The sequence below is a fragment of the Flavobacterium anhuiense genome (assembly GCF_004151235.1).
GTDB classification, from domain to species: domain Bacteria; phylum Bacteroidota; class Bacteroidia; order Flavobacteriales; family Flavobacteriaceae; genus Flavobacterium; species Flavobacterium anhuiense_A.
The window spans coordinates 145,553-163,842 of record NZ_JUIV01000008.1 but is presented as its reverse complement, the minus strand read 5'-3'; the positions used below and the strand labels follow the sequence as shown (position 1 = coordinate 163,842).

Annotated in this window: 19 protein-coding genes; 15 read left to right on the top strand and 4 right to left on the bottom strand. The window is 32.9% G+C overall.

Features of this window, described 5'->3' with window-relative positions:
• Positions 1–25: 25 nt before the first annotated feature.
• Positions 26–397 carry a superinfection immunity protein gene (locus tag NU08_RS12175; RefSeq protein WP_129747397.1) on the top strand — a complete coding sequence of 124 codons (372 nt, stop codon included), beginning with the start codon at positions 26–28 and terminating at the stop codon, positions 395–397.
• Positions 398–473: 76 nt separating this feature from the next.
• Complete coding sequence (locus NU08_RS12170; protein WP_129747356.1) at positions 474–1,052, top strand: hypothetical protein; 579 nt, start codon at positions 474–476, stop codon at positions 1,050–1,052.
• Between the two features lie 224 nt (positions 1,053–1,276).
• Here the strand turns inward: NU08_RS12170 and NU08_RS12165 are convergent, their stop codons facing one another.
• Complete coding sequence (locus tag NU08_RS12165; protein ID WP_129747355.1) at positions 1,277–1,597, bottom strand: hypothetical protein; 321 nt, start codon at positions 1,595–1,597, stop codon at positions 1,277–1,279.
• A gap of 118 nt (positions 1,598–1,715) precedes the next feature.
• Here NU08_RS12165 and NU08_RS12160 point away from each other — a divergent pair, with 118 nt between their 5' ends.
• From NU08_RS12160 to NU08_RS12140, 5 genes are all read left to right on the top strand, one after another.
• Positions 1,716–1,952 carry a helix-turn-helix domain-containing protein gene (locus tag NU08_RS12160; protein ID WP_129747354.1) on the top strand — a complete coding sequence of 79 codons (237 nt, stop codon included), beginning with the start codon at positions 1,716–1,718 and terminating at the stop codon, positions 1,950–1,952.
• A 37-nt stretch (positions 1,953–1,989) separates the two neighbouring features.
• Positions 1,990–2,586 (top strand): hypothetical protein, encoded by a 597-nt coding sequence (locus NU08_RS12155; RefSeq protein ID WP_129747353.1) that lies wholly within the window; start codon positions 1,990–1,992, stop codon positions 2,584–2,586.
• A 391-nt stretch (positions 2,587–2,977) separates the two neighbouring features.
• On the top strand, positions 2,978–3,793 hold the full coding sequence (locus NU08_RS12150; protein WP_129747352.1) for a DoxX family membrane protein: 816 nt from the start codon (positions 2,978–2,980) through the stop codon (positions 3,791–3,793).
• A 33-nt stretch (positions 3,794–3,826) separates the two neighbouring features.
• Positions 3,827–4,321: an SRPBCC domain-containing protein gene (locus tag NU08_RS12145; RefSeq protein ID WP_129747351.1), complete on the top strand. Its 495-nt coding sequence runs from the start codon at positions 3,827–3,829 to the stop codon at positions 4,319–4,321.
• A 2-nt stretch (positions 4,322–4,323) separates the two neighbouring features.
• On the top strand, positions 4,324–4,563 hold the full coding sequence (locus tag NU08_RS12140; protein ID WP_129747350.1) for a hypothetical protein: 240 nt from the start codon (positions 4,324–4,326) through the stop codon (positions 4,561–4,563).
• A 4-nt stretch (positions 4,564–4,567) separates the two neighbouring features.
• Here the strand turns inward: NU08_RS12140 and NU08_RS12135 are convergent, their stop codons facing one another.
• Both NU08_RS12135 and NU08_RS12130 read right to left on the bottom strand, forming a co-directional pair.
• Positions 4,568–5,353 carry a DUF5995 family protein gene (locus NU08_RS12135; RefSeq protein WP_242502544.1) on the bottom strand — a complete coding sequence of 262 codons (786 nt, stop codon included), beginning with the start codon at positions 5,351–5,353 and terminating at the stop codon, positions 4,568–4,570.
• Positions 5,354–5,532: 179 nt separating this feature from the next.
• Complete coding sequence (locus NU08_RS12130) at positions 5,533–5,904, bottom strand: GreA/GreB family elongation factor (RefSeq protein ID WP_129747348.1); 372 nt, start codon at positions 5,902–5,904, stop codon at positions 5,533–5,535.
• 411 nt (positions 5,905–6,315) lie between these two features.
• On the opposite strand from NU08_RS12130, the gene NU08_RS12125 reads away from it, so the two are divergent.
• The 5 genes from NU08_RS12125 to NU08_RS12105 all read left to right on the top strand — a co-directional run bounded on the left by NU08_RS12125 (position 6,316) and on the right by NU08_RS12105 (position 11,046).
• Complete coding sequence (locus tag NU08_RS12125; RefSeq protein ID WP_129747347.1) at positions 6,316–6,741, top strand: hypothetical protein; 426 nt, start codon at positions 6,316–6,318, stop codon at positions 6,739–6,741.
• A gap of 31 nt (positions 6,742–6,772) precedes the next feature.
• Complete coding sequence (locus tag NU08_RS12120; protein WP_129747346.1) at positions 6,773–7,177, top strand: DUF3997 domain-containing protein; 405 nt, start codon at positions 6,773–6,775, stop codon at positions 7,175–7,177.
• 119 nt (positions 7,178–7,296) lie between these two features.
• Positions 7,297–9,606 (top strand): DNA topoisomerase 3, encoded by a 2,310-nt coding sequence (locus NU08_RS12115; protein ID WP_129747345.1) that lies wholly within the window; start codon positions 7,297–7,299, stop codon positions 9,604–9,606.
• Positions 9,607–9,936: 330 nt separating this feature from the next.
• Positions 9,937–10,413 carry a DUF6265 family protein gene (locus NU08_RS12110; RefSeq protein WP_129747344.1) on the top strand — a complete coding sequence of 159 codons (477 nt, stop codon included), beginning with the start codon at positions 9,937–9,939 and terminating at the stop codon, positions 10,411–10,413.
• Positions 10,414–10,524: 111 nt separating this feature from the next.
• Positions 10,525–11,046, top strand: coding sequence for a hypothetical protein (locus tag NU08_RS12105; RefSeq protein ID WP_129747343.1), 522 nt, complete (start codon positions 10,525–10,527; stop codon positions 11,044–11,046).
• A 61-nt stretch (positions 11,047–11,107) separates the two neighbouring features.
• Here NU08_RS12105 and NU08_RS12100 read toward each other — a convergent pair whose 3' ends face one another.
• Positions 11,108–12,268 (bottom strand): MFS transporter, encoded by a 1,161-nt coding sequence (locus NU08_RS12100; RefSeq protein WP_129747342.1) that lies wholly within the window; start codon positions 12,266–12,268, stop codon positions 11,108–11,110.
• Between the two features lie 215 nt (positions 12,269–12,483).
• Here NU08_RS12100 and NU08_RS12095 point away from each other — a divergent pair, with 215 nt between their 5' ends.
• From NU08_RS12095 to NU08_RS12085, 3 genes are all read left to right on the top strand, one after another.
• Positions 12,484–14,802 carry a TonB-dependent receptor gene (locus tag NU08_RS12095; protein ID WP_129747341.1) on the top strand — a complete coding sequence of 773 codons (2,319 nt, stop codon included), beginning with the start codon at positions 12,484–12,486 and terminating at the stop codon, positions 14,800–14,802.
• Between the two features lie 133 nt (positions 14,803–14,935).
• Positions 14,936–15,661 carry a DUF4198 domain-containing protein gene (locus NU08_RS12090; RefSeq protein WP_129747340.1) on the top strand — a complete coding sequence of 242 codons (726 nt, stop codon included), beginning with the start codon at positions 14,936–14,938 and terminating at the stop codon, positions 15,659–15,661.
• Positions 15,662–15,892: 231 nt separating this feature from the next.
• Positions 15,893–18,175 (top strand): TonB-dependent siderophore receptor, encoded by a 2,283-nt coding sequence (locus NU08_RS12085; RefSeq protein ID WP_129747339.1) that lies wholly within the window; start codon positions 15,893–15,895, stop codon positions 18,173–18,175.
• The last annotated feature ends 115 nt before the right edge of the window (positions 18,176–18,290 follow it).

The window sequence follows — 18,290 nt, the reverse complement described above, 5'->3', positions numbered from 1 at the left end:
CAAAACTATTAAATAATCAAATATCATGGGAAGAATTGGTGCAACAGAATTTCTTGTAATTGGAATTCCATTTATAGTAATTTACTTTTTGCCTTCAATTATTGCATTAAGTCGTAAAAAAAATAATGGCGCTGCAATAATAATGCTGAATTTCTTTTTAGGATGGACATTCATTGGATGGATAGCTTCTTTAATTTGGGCTTGCACAACGGATCGTGAAACTCAAACAATTGTTGTAAACAATACTCCCTTTCCTAAAGAAGAAAACTCATCTACACAAAAAAATGAGTTTGATGAAAAATTAAATAGTTTACAAAAATTAAAAAATTTATTAGACTCGGGTGTCTTATCCCAAGAAGAGTTTGAACAACAAAAATCAAAATTATTAGAGTCGTAATAACCTGATAGTTCTAATTTGTAATCCGTGACCTCCGCTAGTAGGAGTTGTTAAAAACTTTCTAAAAAGAACAAAGATGAAAACAAAACTACTTATAATAATCTTTTTCATATCAATTACGAAATCTTTTACACAAGTAAAAACAAACGACAACATTTGGTTTGCAAAAGAATTTAGTAAGGATATAGCATTATTCAACGCAAAAGAATTTTTGTTTAAAAATGTTTTAGGCTCAACTACAGAAGTCGTACAATTTGAAATAATACCTCTTGTAGCAGCAAGTTCTGGAGAACTAACAACTTTACTGTATAAGTGTGAGAGTAAACAAAAAGAAGGATTAATTCTAGGTTTTTTCGGTAATTATTGGAAAGATTCTGGTGTTGTTTATCAAGGTTATGCTTTTAAAAATTTTGAAAAAAATGAAGCCATTGAGTTTCTAAATAAAATTCAAACTGCCATTGAAGAAAATAAAAAATATATAACTCAAGAAGCAGAAAATTACAATATCTTCTTTAAACATAATGATATGGATGTTTTAATTTGTTCTTCTTCTCCAGGGTATACAATAAGATTGTTTTGGAATGGTTTTGATAGCTCATGGGAAAAGACAGCTTTTGATCGTTCTAAGCGAAGGTTCGAAAAAAAAATAAAATAATTCTTCAAGAAATTCCTCAGCTGATACAAATATTTCGCTTGTATGCGCAATCTAAATAAAATCAAAATTCTATACTTAACATTTTCTAGAAAATATGAAAGAGACTACATCAAAAAAGAAAAATTGGCTCAAAATTTTTATCGAAAACTTACTTGATTTTATTTTAATGTGGAAATAAAAAATATGCGTAAAAATCTAGAAAACTTCTTGCGCTTTTTTCATCATTATTCTAGATGAAATTTACACAAATCATCCAACAACTCCATTTCATCTTCTGGCAATAACTGCAAGGCAATTTCAAGCAAAGTCATTACATTGACATTATTGTCTTTTGTAAAACTCGACAAACTGTTTGCATCTGGGTTAAGCAAAATAATACTTGCTTTTAGCAAATCTGAAACCATTAAATTTAATTCGTTATAAGAAGATACTTTTAGCGGTATTGTATACGAGTTGGTTTCTTTAGGTTCTGGTTTTAGTTTGCTGAAGTAACTTCCTTTATTTATTAATTCTAACAATTCTTCGGCTCTTTCTTTATTTTGCATTTCAATTTTTATATAAGATTTATTTTACAATTTTAAGCAAATATATAAAATTTCGGTTGAAAACAATCGATTTTTAACAATCATATCAAAACAATCTATTACTTGTAATTTCATTTCTATGAAAAGAGAAAGAAAAAGCGAAATTCCAGAAGTTGTAAAAGAACTAGGAATTAAGATAAAAGATGTGATTGACAGTAATAATTTAAAACCAAGAGAAGTCGCTCATGATGCTGAAATGGATGTAGAAAATTTAAGAAAATACATTAAAGGCTCGCAAGAAATGAAAGTAAGCACTTTGTTTAAAATTGCGCAAGCTTTAAAAATTCATCCAAGTGAATTGATTAAGGATTTATAAGCTAATGCTCAATAAAAATTACACATCACATTTAAAAATGAATAACAATAAAATAATTGCAAATCCAAGTTTTCTTCAAATTGGATTCAGCATATTTGGAATGCTATTTTTTTTATCATTAGCTTATTTAGCATATAATCCTGAAGTCGAATCTTATCAGAAAGCAGATTATCGAGCAATGTGGACTCTAATTTCACTCTTTTGCTTCTTTGCGCTAGGTTGCTTATATATGTTATTATGCTCAAAAAAAGTAGAACTGACAAATGAATTTTTATCGATTGAATATCCTTTACTTTTTAAAACTAAAAAAGTTTCACTAGACGATATAAAAAAGGTTTCAGAAGGCAATCACCAAATAAATTCTTCACATGATTCTAGTAGAATTGAAGTTTACAATGGCCAACAAATTACGGTTGAATTTTTTGAACTAAAGAAAATAACAATTACTTCTTTTGAAATATCGAATTACGAAATATTAGCACAAAATTTAAAAAACGTCACGAAGTCCTATTTTAAATTAAATACAGGAAATAAAAGTATAAAAAGCTATCAAGGATATGGATGGCTTATCTTTATCATTATTTTGACTGTTGGATTAGTCTTTTCGTTGATTCAGAAAAATCTAGGACACTAAACTTTAAACTCCTTGCTAGCGCGAGCGTCTCGCTCGTGAACGCAATCTAAGTAGGAAGTCTATTTTCTCATTCTGTTTCCTTCTAGTTTTGTCATTTCGAGGAACGAGAAATCACACTCGTATATCTACAAAGATTGGCAAGTATACTTTGCGGAGTTTCTAGTGCGATTTCTCGTTCCTCGAAATGACAAAACTTTATGTTTACAATATGGAAAACCTTTGCGGAGCTACTTGCGGAGATTTCTCGTTCCTCGAAATGACAAACTGTATGGGCAAGCTAATGAGAAACAAATCTCATTAAAAAACCAACCCTCATTAAATCAGTATTTTAGTAATAAATTTATATATTTGGTCATACCAAAAACCAATTTACTATCTAAAACCACTATTAATGGAAGGACTTATTAAACTCGGCCGTTTATTTTACGGTATTGGCATTATTGCTTTGGGAGTGCATCAGCTTATTATCAAAGATTTTCGATCTGAAATTTTATCACCTTTTCCCGCTTGGGCGCATCAATATCCTGTTTTTTCTATCCTTACCAGTATCGTTTTAATATTGGCAGGAATTATTATTTCGGGAATCATTACCATTAAGTTTATCGACACCAAAAAAGTCTGTCTTTATTTAGGTTTTGCTTTTCTTACTGCTTTTATTATTTCTCACCTTCCGTTTATTTTCATTTTTAATACTGATAAAACCAACGCTACACAAATCTGGATTAATGCTATTGAGGAACTCACTTATAGCGGCGGAGCGTTTGTATTGGCGGGTTCTTATAGTGCGAACAAAAGCGAAATCAAATTTGACGCATTTCTAGAAAAACTTATTCCGGTTGGGCGAATTTTCTATTCGCTTTTAATGCTTTTGTTTGGTTTAAGCCATTTTCTTTTTGCTGAGTTTGTTTCTACAATGGTTCCGAAATGGTTGCCAGGAACGATGTTTTGGACTTATTTTGTAGGCGTTGCGCTTATTTGTTCGGGCATTTCGATTATTTTTAAGCTTTGGATAAAACCTATTTCGCTACTTTTGGCTTTAATGCTTTTACTTTTTGTACTTTTCTTCCATATTCAAGATGCTGTTACAAATCCAACTGTTGGTGGCGGAAATGAAATTGTACGCGCTATTATCGCTTTACTTTTCTGCGGAATCGCATTGGTAATTGCATTAACAAATGAGTCTAAAAAAAAGGTTTTAGCGAACTGAAATAATTTAAGAAACTAAACTAAAAACCAAACCATGGAAAACTTCGACTGGACTTCTTTCATCAAAAAAATAGCCGTTAAAGCGCCACTCAGCGACATTTACAATGCTTGGACAATTGCAAACGAACTGGAAAAATGGTTTCTAGAAAAAGTATCTTTTTTTGATGCGAATCTAGAACCAATCAGCAATAACCAAAATGTTTCGGGAGGCAGTTCTTATGAATGGCTTTGGTATTTGTATGATGATGCCATGAAAGGAAAAATCACTTCTGCCAACGGAAAAGACCAATTGCAGTTTACGTTTGAAGGTACGTGTCTAGTCGATATAAAATTGAGCGAAACAAATAGCTATACAATTGTAGAACTTCGCCATCATAACATTCCGACAGATGATAATTCGAAACAATACATCAGGTTGGGTTGTTCCAACGGTTGGCATTTTTATTTGACCAATCTAAAATCGGTTTACGAAGGTGGTTTGGATTTGAGAAATAAAGATGAGAATTTAAATCCTATGATTAATAATTAATAATGGATTTAATAGAAATTATATCAGGTCGAATAATTCTGGAGTTTTTAGGAGCTTCAGTACGATTTCTTGGTTACAATTTATGGACTCTTTCCAATCACAATGATTTTAGAACATTTTCAAGTTTCTGGTCGCCAAGTGGAAGTAATCAGAAAAAAGATGATAATAGTAATCGCAATCATATGATTGGAGTTCTTTGCTTGGGAGGTTTCGTAATGTTGCTTATTGTTTTTAATACCTAATTCTTCACGCCACAACACATTCCATATTTTTTTCTTCCATAATCTGCATATCGATTATTTTTTGAGCAACGGTTCCTCTTTCAAATAAACGAATGAATTTGAAAACGGCGCTCACAAAATATCCAGGGTTCGAAACCAATCGGGCGATTTCGGTTATTCTCTGATCTCTTAATTGCGTACAGGCTTCTCTTTCGTTTTCTGGAACTGCTACAAATTCGTTGGCAAATTTCCATGCGCCGTTTCTTGCCGTTTCCATGCTGAAATCTATAAAGAAGTTGTCTACTTTGCCCGTAAATTTTAATATCCAAGTAAGTGTTGGCCAAATTTTGATTAAGCATTTTTCGACACCGCCAACCAGATTGCTCAAAATGAAGTTTATTTTATCAAAATCGGCTTTTAAATCTTCGATGTCTTCAACTGTAGAGACTTCTGCCGAGGCAATTCCTAAATCGAGATTAATATGTGCGTTGATTCCAAGAAGCAAATGCTGTAAAACTATTGGCCAGAAATTTTCGGCTTGTTCAAAAGCAAACGCCCAGCATTCAGATGGTTTTTCTTTGGCTTGATATTGATAATAGGCTTTCAAATATCGATTCGCAAAAATAACATCTAGTTTTTCCATTCGTTCTCCGTTCTGAAAAGAACCAGCCAAGATGCCTTCTTTTACTCTTACCGTAACTTCGCGATATAGAATGGCAAACAACCCTAAATTGCTTTGGTCTATTTTTGACTTTTCTATTATCTGATCCAATAACAGAATTACTTCGTCTATCGTTTCTGCTTGTTTCATACTCATTTACAATTGGTTATAATTAAATTAAGAAGAACGAATTTAGTTATTTTAAGCTTTCAACGAACGTTATTTGAAGTAATTCTCTTATTATTTACTTTCTATTATTTCAAAAAAAATCCCAAAAGAAAAACTCTTTTGGGATAGTTACTAAACTTAAATCGAAACGAAATTCTATTTTATTCTTCTACTTTTAAAATTTCTAATTTTAGATTTCCTTTTTTAGCTGGCCATTCAATAATATCACCTTCCTTGTAACCAACCATTGCAATGCCTTCATCTGAAAGAACCGAAATTTTGTTTTTACTGACTTTTGCTTTTTCTGGACCAACAAGAAGAATTGTTTTTTCTTCGTTATTGATGTGGTCTTTATAAGTAACTTTTCGATCTATTGAAACTACATCTTCAGGCAGATTTTTTCGCAATACTTGCGTAGCATGCTTTAGTTCGTCTAATAAAAGTTCTTCTTCTTGAGCGGTTACTTTTTTTCTTCTTACGTGATCTTTAATTAAATCGTATGTTCCTGTTGTTAAAATTATATGTTGTGACATGACTTTCTTGTATGCTTCATTTTTTTCATAAACATAACACAACTCTACAGATGACAGCGCGCAAAAACGTACTATTCACCGATATCATATCCTGAATAAAAATGAGATTAAATAAATAAAAACTAAATAGAAAAGAATCCCCTGCCTAGAGTTGTGACAGGGCTAAAGGAATAAACTCTTTTGAACTTTTTAAGAAAGTATCGTCATGCAAATACAACAATGCGCTTATTAAGCACATCAGACAGCTGTTTATTAAATAAAAATTTGCAGTGATCATTATTGTATTTATTCTAATGTTTTGGCAATATACGCCTTTTTCCTACTATAAAAAAATTATAAAATTTGCTAATACGGTTTTACGTAAGTATTTTGGTTTTAAACGATTTATTTTTGATGAAACTCCTAAACACAATGAGACTTCTAATAACTGTACTGCTTTTTCTTTTAAAATTAAACCTTTCTGCACAATCCAATCAGTTTGTTGGCGATTATACTCGTTCTCTTTCTAGTGAAAATCATAAAATTGAATATAAACTGACTTTAAATCCATACGGAACATTTGAGTTTCATTCTTATTCTAATATACAAGGTGGAAACCCAGAAGAAGGAAACTTATACGGAAAAGGAAAATTGAGCGCAAAAGACAATCTGATTACTTTTTCTTCTGATAAAAAAACGGACTTAGACCAAAAATATACTTTAGATTTTACAAATTCTACGGCAAGATTTATCGTCAAAAATCCGAGAGACAAAAGCGATAAAATAGTGAAAACCAAACTTCAGTTTTTAGAATCGGAAATCTTCTGGATGCGAAGAATTGATATTTTTAAATCCTAACATTTTGACTGTCTAGAAAGTATTACTATCTATGAAAAAAATCGTTTTTGCAGTTTTAACCTCTATTACACTAACTTCCTGCTTTGGTTTTCACGATTACGAAATCGATACTATTGTAGACGATTACGAAGTCCTTTGGGTTGATGCTTACGAATCAAGATCTTTAAAAAAAGGAGAAACCATAATTCCTGCCTTTGTTTTTTCGACTGGATACAATTCGAAATATATCTACTCGAAACAGCATCCGCTTTTAGAAAACTCCAAAGAGAAAATAAACTTAAACGTAACACATTATTATATCATCGAAAGAACAAAAAGCATTTTTCAGGACAAACCCATATTTGGGCCATTCAATAAAACTCAATTCGAAAAAAAATGCCACGAACTTTCCATCAAAAAACCTGAATTTAACTTAACTTTCCCAACTGAGTTTTGATTTCAATTTGAAATGGCCATAATAGCATTACAATAAACTTAGAATCTTAGTATCTTAGAACCTTAGCAACTTTTCAGCAAAAAATCCCTATTTTCGCTCTTCAATAAGAAAAGGAAAAAATGAAGGTCTGTATTGCTGAGAAACCAAGTGTAGCACGTGAAATTGCAGCCGTTTTGGGCGCTAATACCAAACATGATGGCTATTATGAAGGTAATGGCTACGCTGTGACTTACACTTTTGGGCATTTATGCACCTTAAAAGAACCCAACGATTACAAACCGCATTGGAAAAGCTGGGATTTGAACAATCTGCCAATGCTTCCTGAAAAATTTGAAACCAAAGTCGTTCAGAATTCAGGAATTCAGAAACAGTTTAAAATTATTAAAAGCCTTTTCGAAAAAGCCGACGTGGTCATAAACTGCGGGGATGCTGGACAAGAAGGAGAACTGATTCAGCGCTGGGTGATGAACGAAGCGCATTATAAAGGCGAAATTCAGCGTTTATGGATTTCTTCGCTTACAACAGAAGCAATCAAAGAAGGTTTTGAGAACTTAAAACCGTCAGCCAATTACGATAATTTATACTATGCCGGATTTTCTAGAGCTATTGGCGACTGGTTATTGGGTATGAATGCAACACGTTTGTACACCGTAAAACATGGCGGTTACAAACAAGTTTTGTCCATTGGGCGCGTGCAGACGCCAACACTGGCAATGGTCGTAGAGCGTTGTAGAGAAATCGAAAACTTTAAACCTCAACCCTATTGGGAATTGCAGACTTTGTACAGAGATACCCTTTTTAGCTATGAAGAAGGCCGTTTTCTAAACAAAGAAGATGGAGAAATTGTCGCGACAAAAGTAAAAGAAAGTGATTTCGAAATTGTTTCTGTAGAAAAAAAGAACGGAAACGAATACGCTCCAAAGCTTTTTGATTTAACCGGTTTACAGGTATATTGCAATCAGAAATTTGGGTTTTCGGCAGAAGAAACGCTTAAAATTGCACAGACTTTATACGAGCAGAAAGTTATTACATATCCCAGAGTAGATACGACTTTTTTACCCAACGATATTTATCCGAAAGTGCCAGGCATTTTGCAAAAATTAACCAATTATGCAGAATTGACTCAGCCCGTTTTGGAGAAAAAAATCAAGAAATCGCCAAAGGTTTTCAACGATAAAAAAGTAACCGATCACCATGCGATTATTCCAACGGGAATTCAAAATAATCTACCGTTCAATCAACAGCAGGTTTACGATATTATTACGAGACGTTTTATTGCCGTTTTTTATGATGATTGTTTGGTTGCCAACACCACCGTAATCGGAAAAGCTGCCGATGTGACTTTTAAAGCAACAGGAAAAGAAATCTTGAAAAAAGGTTTCCGCGTTGTTTTTGAAGATCCAAATGCAAAGGAAAAAGAACCCGATTTATTGCCGAGTTTTACTGTGGGCGAAAAAGGTCCGCATGAACCGTCTTTTCTTCAAAAAGAGACCAAACCACCCAATCAGTTTACAGAAGCGACTTTATTGCGTGCCATGGAAACGGCAGGAAAACAGGTCGACGATGAAGATTTACGCGAATTGATGAAAGAAAACGGAATCGGGCGTCCGTCAACTCGTGCAAATATTATTGAGACGCTTTTTAAGCGCCAGTACATTGTTCGAAATAAAAAACAGGTTTTACCAACTTTAACAGGAATTCAATTGATTGATACGATTCAGAACGAATTGGTGAAATCTGCCGAACTTACGGGAACTTGGGAAAAGCAATTAAAAGATATTGAAAAGGGAACTTTTACTGCTGCTGCGTTTATCAGAAACATGAAACGTATGGTCGAAGCTTTGGTTTATGAAGTTCGAAGCGAAACCAAACACGCCAATATTTCGCATGCTGCAACGATTCAGAAACCAGTTGTAAAAGCAGAAAAAGAGAAAAAGAAAGCTTCTGGAATTTCGGCAGAAAAATGTCCGAAATGCCAGAAAGGAAATATACTAAAAGGAAAATCGGCTTTTGGATGCAGCGAATACAAATCGGGTTGTGATTTTGTATTGCCTTTTGTTTTTCATGATAAAAAAATAACTGAAAGCCAATATTTAAGATTGGTTCACAAAGGTTCTACGGTAAATATAAAAGGCTTTAAAACCGATTCTGGAACTGTTGAGGGTTTAATTCGTTTTGAGGAAAACTACAAACTGAAATTAGAGCCAAAGAAAATAGATAAAAAAGCCGAGCCAAAAGAAAGCTCGGATGCTTTGACTTGTCCGAAATGCAAAAAAGGAACTATCCTAAAAGGCAAAACGGCTTATGGCTGTGCGGAATATAAATCGGGCTGTGATTTTAAAGTCACTTTTGATGAAGTTCGGGCAAAATTAAAAGATCAAAAACCAACTAAGGAATTGGTTTATTCTATTTTGAGTGCAAGTGTTTGATTTTTTTGCCACGAATTGCACGAATTTCCACTAATTATTTTTTGAAAATTATTGTGTCTATATTATTTGTCACAGATTAAAAGGATTTTTTACTCTATGTATTTTATCAATAATTGCACAAATTTTTTCCCGCAGATTTAGCAGATTTGACAGATTTTTATAATGTAGAGTATAAAATAAATCTACTGAATCTGCTAAATCTGCGTGAGATAAAATCATTTTAATCCTTTTAATCTGTGGCAGATATAACAAAAGAAATTCGCGAAAATTAGTGCAATTCGTGGCAAACATTTTTTTTCATACATTAGTACTATCAAAAACCTAATAAATATGTTTCAGAAAATTACTCTTTTAGCTCTTGTATTAGCCGCAGTTTCTTGCCAGAAAAAAGAAACGGTAGAAAAAGATAAAATCAAAAAAGCCGACTGGTTAATCGGGAATTGGGAAAATAAATCTCCTGAAGGCGTTTTATCTGAAAACTGGCAAAAGCTAAACGACAGTACTTTCAGCGCTTCTTCTTATTACATTAAAGGAAAAGACACTTTGCATTTTGAAACTATTATTTTGGCTCAGCTAGGCGAAACGCTTACTTATAAAGCAACCGTAAAAGGTCAAAATGACGATAAACCAGTTTTCTTCCCCTCTACTTCTGAAACAGAACAAAAATTGGTTTTCGAAAATCCGAAACATGATTATCCTCAAAAAATCACTTATACAAAAGGTGCTAATAATACTTTAACTGCAGAAATTTCTGGAAATTTGAACGGGAAACCGAGTTCGGAGAAGTTTGTGATGACGAAGAAGTAAATTATATAGTTAGGAAGACAAACTATATTTTATAAAATTATAGAAAAAGAAAAATGAAAGGAATATTTTCTTAAATCCAAAGAAAATATAAACATCATTAAATGTAAAGAAATGACCGAAATTGAAATAAAAGAAAAGATTATTGAAATTTTTAAAGAAGAAAGACAAAAGCCAAATGAAAACTTTGAAGAATCTCATTTTCTAGATTTCCTAACATTTCCTCCACATAAAAAAGATAATATAAAAAACTCTTTTAAAGGTGTTAAAAAGTATTACGCTTTTATGAACAGACTAGAACTCGAATTTAGTATTTGCTTTACTCTACCTGATCTTGATAAAATGTACAGCATTGACAAAATTACCAAAAAAGTAATTGAAAGAATTGGGAAAAGACGTGGAAATATTATGATTATAAAGCAACGCACACAACAAAAAGAAACTTATTATATAGAAATCTTTTTTTTCATTTTGGTAATTGCTTCCCTAGCTTTTTGGGGTATCAATTTATTTTCAGTGATCATATCAATTGCTTTCGGATATGCAATTTATTGGATACTTAACTCTAAAATAAAGAGTATAAAACATGACAAGAAATTAAAAGAAAAAATACTTAGTCAGAAACAAAAAGGTTAAATAGCCCATATTAAAAAAACCTCAGAATCTTAGTATCTAAGAACCTCAGCAACTCGAAAAATCACTCATTCTCTCCAATCTTATTCACCATTAAAATCATAAGCACACCTAAAATTGCCATTACCAAAAACGCCCATTTCATACTTAGATATTCAGAAATAAAACCAACCATTGGCGGAACTAGTAAGAATCCTAAATAACCAATTGTAGATATTGAAGTTAGAGCAGAACCTGTACTTAATTTAGATGATCTTCCCGCAATGCTAAACACCAACGGAACTACGCAAGAAACCCCAAATCCGATTAAAACGTAACCGAAAATAGTTGGGTAAGCATACGGCATGATAAAACAAATTCCGAAACCTGCTGTTATTAAGATTCCGCTGTAAAGAAGGATTTTTTTAGTTCCAAATTTCATTACACCATAATCGCCAAAAATACGTCCTAAAGTTACTGCCGAAGCAAAAAACACAAACGCGGCACTGGTTAATTTTGGAGAAGCTTTCAGGATATTTTCGAAATAAATTCCGCTCCAATCGTACATTGTGTTTTCGCAAGCCATTGACACAAAACAGATCATGGCAAATTTTATCAGATTTTTTTCTGGCATTGAGAAGAACTTCTTTTTAACCGGAACAGGTTCGTTGTGAATGCTCATTGGATAAAAACAAGCCGTCAGCGCCAACATAAAAATACTCACTCCCAATAAATGATGCGATGGTGCAATTTTCTGAGTTACCATTACATACCCTAATCCCGCTCCCGAAAAAACAGCAATACTCCAAACGGCGTGAAAACGCGTAATAATAGATTTTGGATATAATTTCTGCACTTCAAGAGATTGTGCATTTATAGACAAATTGAAAATATTTCGAGAAGCTCCAAAAAATAAAAGTATAATAACCAGCTGCCAAACAAATGCCGCTAAACCCGGCAAAGACAAAGCCACATTGAACATTACCGCTCCAAGCAGCATGATATAACGGCTGCTGTATTTATTTAACAGTTTTCCTGTAAAAGGCATTGTTAACATTAAACCTATTGGAAAAGCAAATAAAACAGCTCCGAATTCGGCTTCAGAAAGTTTCAATTGAGCTTGTATATGTGGAATTCTCGAAACCCAAGAAGAATAACCAAAACCAGAAAGAAAGAAAAAAACGGTATTGGCAATACGATATCCTTTGGGCGTATTTTGAATCTTTTTAAAGAATGGTAAAATCATGAAGTCATTTTTCAGACTGCAAAATTAAGTCTTTTTATAGTTTATCTCACTACAACTCGTAATAAGAATTTTGATTAATCGCTCTAAAATCAACATTTAACAATTTCATTCATAAAAGGCAAAAAATAAAATCATTAAAGTTATTTTAATTTTTACATTTGCATTGTTTTTATTTATTCTAAATAAATTTATTATAAACCAAATTTAAAATAGTAATGAATTACCTTAGTTTGAAAACTTCACGTTTTCTATTTTCAATCAGTTTTCTATTTTCGTTTTTATCTGCCTTTGCACAAAACCACGGAAAAATTAAAGGAACAATTACAACATCTGATGGCGATGCCGCAGCTGGTGTAAATATTATCCTTAAAAACACTAAATATGGCACCGTTTCTAATGATGACGGCAGTTTTGAATTTAACAGAGTAAAACCTGGCTCCTACAATATACAGGTATCTCTATCAGGCTATGAAACGCTTGAAAGAGATATAATTGTCGCTGAGTATGAAACCATTACCACTAATTTGCAATTAAAAGTTTCTAATAAGGAATTGAATGAAGTTGTAGTAAATGGCAAGAAAAGCAACTTATCAAAAAAGACCGATTATGTTGCCAGAATGCCATTAAAGAACCTGGAAAATCCTCAGGTTTATAATGTTATTCACAAAGAGCTATTACAAGAGCAAATTGCGGTTGAAATAAGAAGTGCGGTTCAAAATGCTACGGGCGCAATCTCAAAAATATATCCTTCTGGCGGACTTGAAATTAGTTTTAGAGGATTCAGCTCCGGTGTAAACGCTCGAAACGGGATGGAGACTCTTTCTGGACGAAGCTCAATCTCAATTGATAATGCCGAACGAATCGAGGTGCTAAAAGGACCTTCTGGAACTTTGTTTGGTTCTTCTGTTTCTTCGTTTGGAGGAGTCGTAAACCTGGTAACCAAAAAGCCTTTTGAAACTAGTAAAACTGAGATCTCTTACACAGGAGGAAGTTTTGGACTGCAGCGCGTTGCGGTAGATTTTAACATGCCTTTGACTCAGAACAAAAAGGTTTTGTTTAGAATGAATGCTTCGGCCAATACAGAAAATAGTTTCTTAAATTATGGTTTTAATAAAACGGTCTTATTTGCACCGAGCATTATCTATAAAGCAACCGACAGATTAACGCTGAGTTTAGACACAGAAATTTTCAACACCAACAACACACGTCCCACTTACGGACGTTCTTATGCGGCAGGGCTTACCAACCCAACAGATCTAAAAGTAGATTACAGAACGAGCTTATTTGCAGATGATCTTGATGCAAAAACAAGTTCTCCTAAAATATTTGCTCAGGCAGAATATAAACTTTCTGACAACTGGAAATCTACAACATTATTCTCCCTAGTAGACGAGCGTGTTGATCATAGTTATCAATACTACACTTCATGGAAATCGCCAACAGAAGTTCAAAGAATGGTATCGCGTTTTGGGCCAATTCACAATAACTTTACCAATTTTCAAGAAAATATTAATGGTGAGTTTTCAACAGGAAGCATCAAACATAAACTCTTAACAGGCATCAATTACAGATTTACAAAAGCAACATTTAAGTATGCTACCACACAAGTATTAGATGAAATTGATGTAACGGCAGATTTCGAACCAATTCGAAAAAGCGACGTAGATCCAAAATTGAAAGAAATGCAGTTTGGCGTTCCAAATGAAGAGACTTTAAGTGTCTATGCTTCAGATGTAGTCAGTTTTACAGATCGTTTGTCTGTTATGTTAAGTCTTCGTTTGGATAACTTTGTTCAGAAAAAAATAGAAGATACAGACGGATACAATCAGACTGCTTTGTCTCCAAAATTAGGTTTGGTATATGAAGTGGTTAAAGATCAAGTTTCTTTATTTGGAAATTATATGAATGGTTTTCAAAACTCTGGGCCAGTAAATCAGCCAGACGGATCAATATTAATTTTAAAACCAATTTATGCTAATCAATATGAAGGTGGTGTAAAAGTAGAAGCATTCAATAAAAAATTAAGCACAACTCTTAGTTATTACAACATTACAATTGATAATGCAACAAGAACAAATCCTGATGGATATAACATTCAGGATGGAAAACAAGTAAGTAAAGGAATTGATTTTGAACTTATTGCCAATCCAATAAACGGCTTAAACTTGACGGCTGGTTATGCTTATAATGATAACCGTATCATTAAGTCGTCTGACGCTTCCATTGAAGGCAACAAAGCCAGTGGCGCGCCAGAAAATGTGGTGAACTTTTGGCTTTCGTATAAATTTCAAAACACATTGAAATACTTGGGCTTCGGTTTTGGAGGAAATTATGTGGACAAACAATACAAATTTGAAGATGAAAGCTTTTATGCTCCTTCCTACTCTATTTACAGCGCAACTGTATTTTACGATAGACCTGTATGGAGGCTTGGGGTTAAATTCAACAATTTAACCAATACAAAATATTGGGATTCTTACGGAATGGCTCAAACTCCAGCAAACTTCTTAGTAAACCTCACAGTAAGACTTTAGTTTTTTTACTTTGAATATTTCCTAAACCTTGAAATTCGTATAATATGCAATAGATTTTGAGTTTTTATTTTTAATTATTCTAAATAAAACTTATGTTTGTAAAATATCATTCTAATAATTTAAACTTGATCTTATGAAATCAAATACTTTAAAAACACTAAGCTTTTTATTTTTAATGCTTTTTGCTGCACCTCAGCTTTTTGCTCATGCACTTTGGATCGAAACTAAAGCAACAGGAACAAAAGGAAAAGCTCAAGAAATTTCTGTTTATTTTGGAGAGTTCTCTGATAACGACATTACAAAAGCTGATAAATGGTTTTCTGATTTAAAAGATTTCTCTTTAGTTGTAATTTCTCCATCAAAAAAAGAGACTAAATTAACTTCTAAAGCTTTAGACAATAAATATCAAGCTTTCTTTACACCAGATGAAGACGGAGTTTACACTATTGTAATGCATCATACCGTAAAAGATGTATATGGTACTATGAAATTAGATTACAACTCTAGTGCAAATGTTGTAGTTGGAAATAAAGCTGCAGGAAATAATATTGCTTCAAACACCAATAAGATTGCTGTTTTCTCAGAAAGTGCAGATATAGCCAAAAAAGATACTAAAATTACTGGTGTTGCCTCTTATGACGGAGCAATCGCAAAAGAGGCTAAAATTAAAGTAATTGCTCCAAACGGGTGGGAAAAAGAATTATGGACAAATGATAAAGGAGAATTCTCTTTTACGCCTATATGGTCTGGAAATTATATGGTAGAATATGCTCACACAGATAAATCATCGGGCGAACACAATGGAAAAAAATACGATGAAGTCTGGAAAATGGCCACTTATCATATTGCAATAAAATAATTAAACTTCATTCTTTAGTTTTTAATTTCAATTAAAAAAACCTTGCTAGACGGCAAGGTTTTTTTTGTTGTTATTTATACTAAATTAAAATAAAATTATAAAATTCTTAAGCAAATCTTAAGATAAAAATAATAAAATTTTAAGAAAGAAAAATGTCTCATAATTTTCTGTTAAAGAGTCTGTGTCTTTATATTTGCAATCGATAATTTTTATTGAATCTAAATAAATACCATGAAATATAATTTACTATTTGCATTAGGATTATTAAGTTTTGTCTCTTACGGCCAAGATTATTCAAGCAATGAAACTACTTCATCTGTTACTGATACTGTAAAAAATAAAAAAGGAGAAATTCTAAACGAGGTTGTGGTTACCAAAACAAAAGAACCAAAACCTGTAACAGCAGTTCGTTCTGGCTTAAAACCGATGGATAATCCTCAAAGCATTCAAGTAATTGGTTCTGAAATCATCGAACAGCAGCAAGCTATCAGATTAAGCGAAGTTCTTAAAAATGCCAATGGTGTTTATGTAAGTTCTGCTCGTGGTGGTGCGCAAGAATCTTTCTTTTCAAGAGGTTATGACATGTCTGCAAATAACATGTTTAAAAACGGATTCCGTTACAATTCAGGCTCAATTCCAGATGTTTCGGGTTTAGATAAAGTAGAGTTCTTAAAAGGGGGTTCAGCTTTATTATTCGGAAACGTCGCGCCGGGAGGTATTGTTAACTTAGTAACCAAAACTCCTCAATTTAAAAGTGGTGGAGAAATCTCAATGCAGATAGGAAGTTATGCATATTACAAACCAGCATTTGATTTTTATGGAGGACTAAATAAATCAATTGCATTTAGAATTAATGGTTCTTACGAGAATTCAGAAAGCTTTAGAGATGTGGTAAAAAATGAACGTTTGTACATTAATCCGTCTTTGCTTTTTATTATTAATCCAAAAACTCAAATCACAGTTCAAGGAGATTATTTAACTGCAGATTGGACACCTGATTTCGGAACTGGAATTATCGGAAAAGAAATTTTAGACTTGCCTCGTAATGCTTTCTACGGAGCGCTTTGGTCAAATGGTACAACGAAATCTTCTAGTGCTTCTATATTATTAAATCACGATTTCAATAAAAATTGGAAACTGAACTTCAATAGTTCTTATCAAACATACAATAGAACACAAAAATCTACAGCTCAACTATCAAATTTAGATGACACTAAAACATATCCAATTCCAGGTTACTGGAATAGAGGACTAACTCAGGGGCAAAACTTAGAGCAAATTTTAGGAGATCAATTAAGTCTTCAGGGGAACTTTAATACTGGATCTGTAAAACATCAAATTTTTACTGGTGTAGACTGGGAAAATTCGTTTGCAACTGCTTATACTTACGCTTTTAATGAGAAATATTTAGTAACTAGCAGAAATCCTGACGGTACTCCAAAAACATACGATCCAAGTATTTATGACACTATTTATCTCTATGATTTTGATCCGTCAACACAACGAAATGACATTCCGAATGCAAGAGCTACTCAAATTACAAAAACAGACACAAATCGTTTTGGAGTTTATTTTCAAGATTTCATTTCAATTACAGATAAATTCAAAGTATTGGCAGGTTTAAGATGGTCTTGGCAAGAAGCTGAAGTTAGCACTTATAAAGAAACTAAAACTGGTGCTGGAAATCCAGAAGATGCAGTTCCAACAGTTACTCCAAAACGTTTAGATAATGCATTTTCTCCTAAAGCAGGATTAGTGTATCAGCCAACAAAAGATATTTCAGTATTTGGAAGCTATTCAACTTCTTTTACACCAAATACAGGAACAACTGTTGACTTACAACCTCTTGAAGCTTCTATTATTGATCAATATGAAGTTGGAGTAAAAACAGATTTCTTTAAAGGTTTATTGAGCACAAATGTTACGGTTTACCAAATTACTAATAGCAATTTTGCACAAATGGCACCGTATAAAGCAGATGGAAGCGAAAATAATGATAGCACCATCAAACTTTTAAGTGGAGAAACAAAAAGCAAAGGAGTTGAAGTTGATGTTACCGCAAGACCTGTTGAAGGCTTAAGTATTATTGCAGGATATAGCTATAATGATATGCGTTACACTAAAACTTCAGGATTAAACGGAAGTTTTATTGAAGGTGACCGTGTAGCAAGAACGCCATCAAACACAGCAAATTTAAGTTTCTTTTATACTTTGCAAGAAGGATTCTTTAAAGGCGTTTCTGTTGGTGCAATAGGAAATTATATTGGAGACAGAATTGGAGGATGGAACAACCAATATGATTCTAAAAGACCAGATGGAATCTGGCACAGAGAAATTCCATTAGAAGGTTATGCTACAATTGATGCATCTGTTGGGTATACTTGGAGAAAATGGTCTGTACTTTGCAAATTATCAAACATTACAAACGAATTAAACTATACTGTTCACGAAAACTATAGTGTGAACCCAATTGCTCCTCGTCAGGTTATGACAAGCTTGCGATACAAGTTCTAAAATATTGAATTAGATGTTTTTTTTGATTTATCCCAAGATTTTCTATTTCTCTTGAAATAGAAAATCTTGGGATTTATATTTTAAGTCCAATTCTAATTCAATTAACACTATTTTT

Coding starts and splice junctions, on each gene's coding strand:
- NU08_RS12175 (WP_129747397.1), top strand. CDS start 26: ATGGGAAGAATTGGTGCAACAGAATTTCTTGTAATTGGAATTCCATTT.
- NU08_RS12170 (WP_129747356.1), top strand. CDS start 474: ATGAAAACAAAACTACTTATAATAATCTTTTTCATATCAATTACGAAA.
- NU08_RS12165 (WP_129747355.1), bottom strand. CDS start 1,597: ATGCAAAATAAAGAAAGAGCCGAAGAATTGTTAGAATTAATAAATAAA.
- NU08_RS12160 (WP_129747354.1), top strand. CDS start 1,716: ATGAAAAGAGAAAGAAAAAGCGAAATTCCAGAAGTTGTAAAAGAACTA.
- NU08_RS12155 (WP_129747353.1), top strand. CDS start 1,990: ATGAATAACAATAAAATAATTGCAAATCCAAGTTTTCTTCAAATTGGA.
- NU08_RS12150 (WP_129747352.1), top strand. CDS start 2,978: ATGGAAGGACTTATTAAACTCGGCCGTTTATTTTACGGTATTGGCATT.
- NU08_RS12145 (WP_129747351.1), top strand. CDS start 3,827: ATGGAAAACTTCGACTGGACTTCTTTCATCAAAAAAATAGCCGTTAAA.
- NU08_RS12140 (WP_129747350.1), top strand. CDS start 4,324: ATGGATTTAATAGAAATTATATCAGGTCGAATAATTCTGGAGTTTTTA.
- NU08_RS12135 (WP_242502544.1), bottom strand. CDS start 5,353: ATGAAACAAGCAGAAACGATAGACGAAGTAATTCTGTTATTGGATCAG.
- NU08_RS12130 (WP_129747348.1), bottom strand. CDS start 5,904: ATGTCACAACATATAATTTTAACAACAGGAACATACGATTTAATTAAA.
- NU08_RS12125 (WP_129747347.1), top strand. CDS start 6,316: ATGAGACTTCTAATAACTGTACTGCTTTTTCTTTTAAAATTAAACCTT.
- NU08_RS12120 (WP_129747346.1), top strand. CDS start 6,773: ATGAAAAAAATCGTTTTTGCAGTTTTAACCTCTATTACACTAACTTCC.
- NU08_RS12115 (WP_129747345.1), top strand. CDS start 7,297: ATGAAGGTCTGTATTGCTGAGAAACCAAGTGTAGCACGTGAAATTGCA.
- NU08_RS12110 (WP_129747344.1), top strand. CDS start 9,937: ATGTTTCAGAAAATTACTCTTTTAGCTCTTGTATTAGCCGCAGTTTCT.
- NU08_RS12105 (WP_129747343.1), top strand. CDS start 10,525: ATGACCGAAATTGAAATAAAAGAAAAGATTATTGAAATTTTTAAAGAA.
- NU08_RS12100 (WP_129747342.1), bottom strand. CDS start 12,268: ATGATTTTACCATTCTTTAAAAAGATTCAAAATACGCCCAAAGGATAT.
- NU08_RS12095 (WP_129747341.1), top strand. CDS start 12,484: ATGAATTACCTTAGTTTGAAAACTTCACGTTTTCTATTTTCAATCAGT.
- NU08_RS12090 (WP_129747340.1), top strand. CDS start 14,936: ATGAAATCAAATACTTTAAAAACACTAAGCTTTTTATTTTTAATGCTT.
- NU08_RS12085 (WP_129747339.1), top strand. CDS start 15,893: ATGAAATATAATTTACTATTTGCATTAGGATTATTAAGTTTTGTCTCT.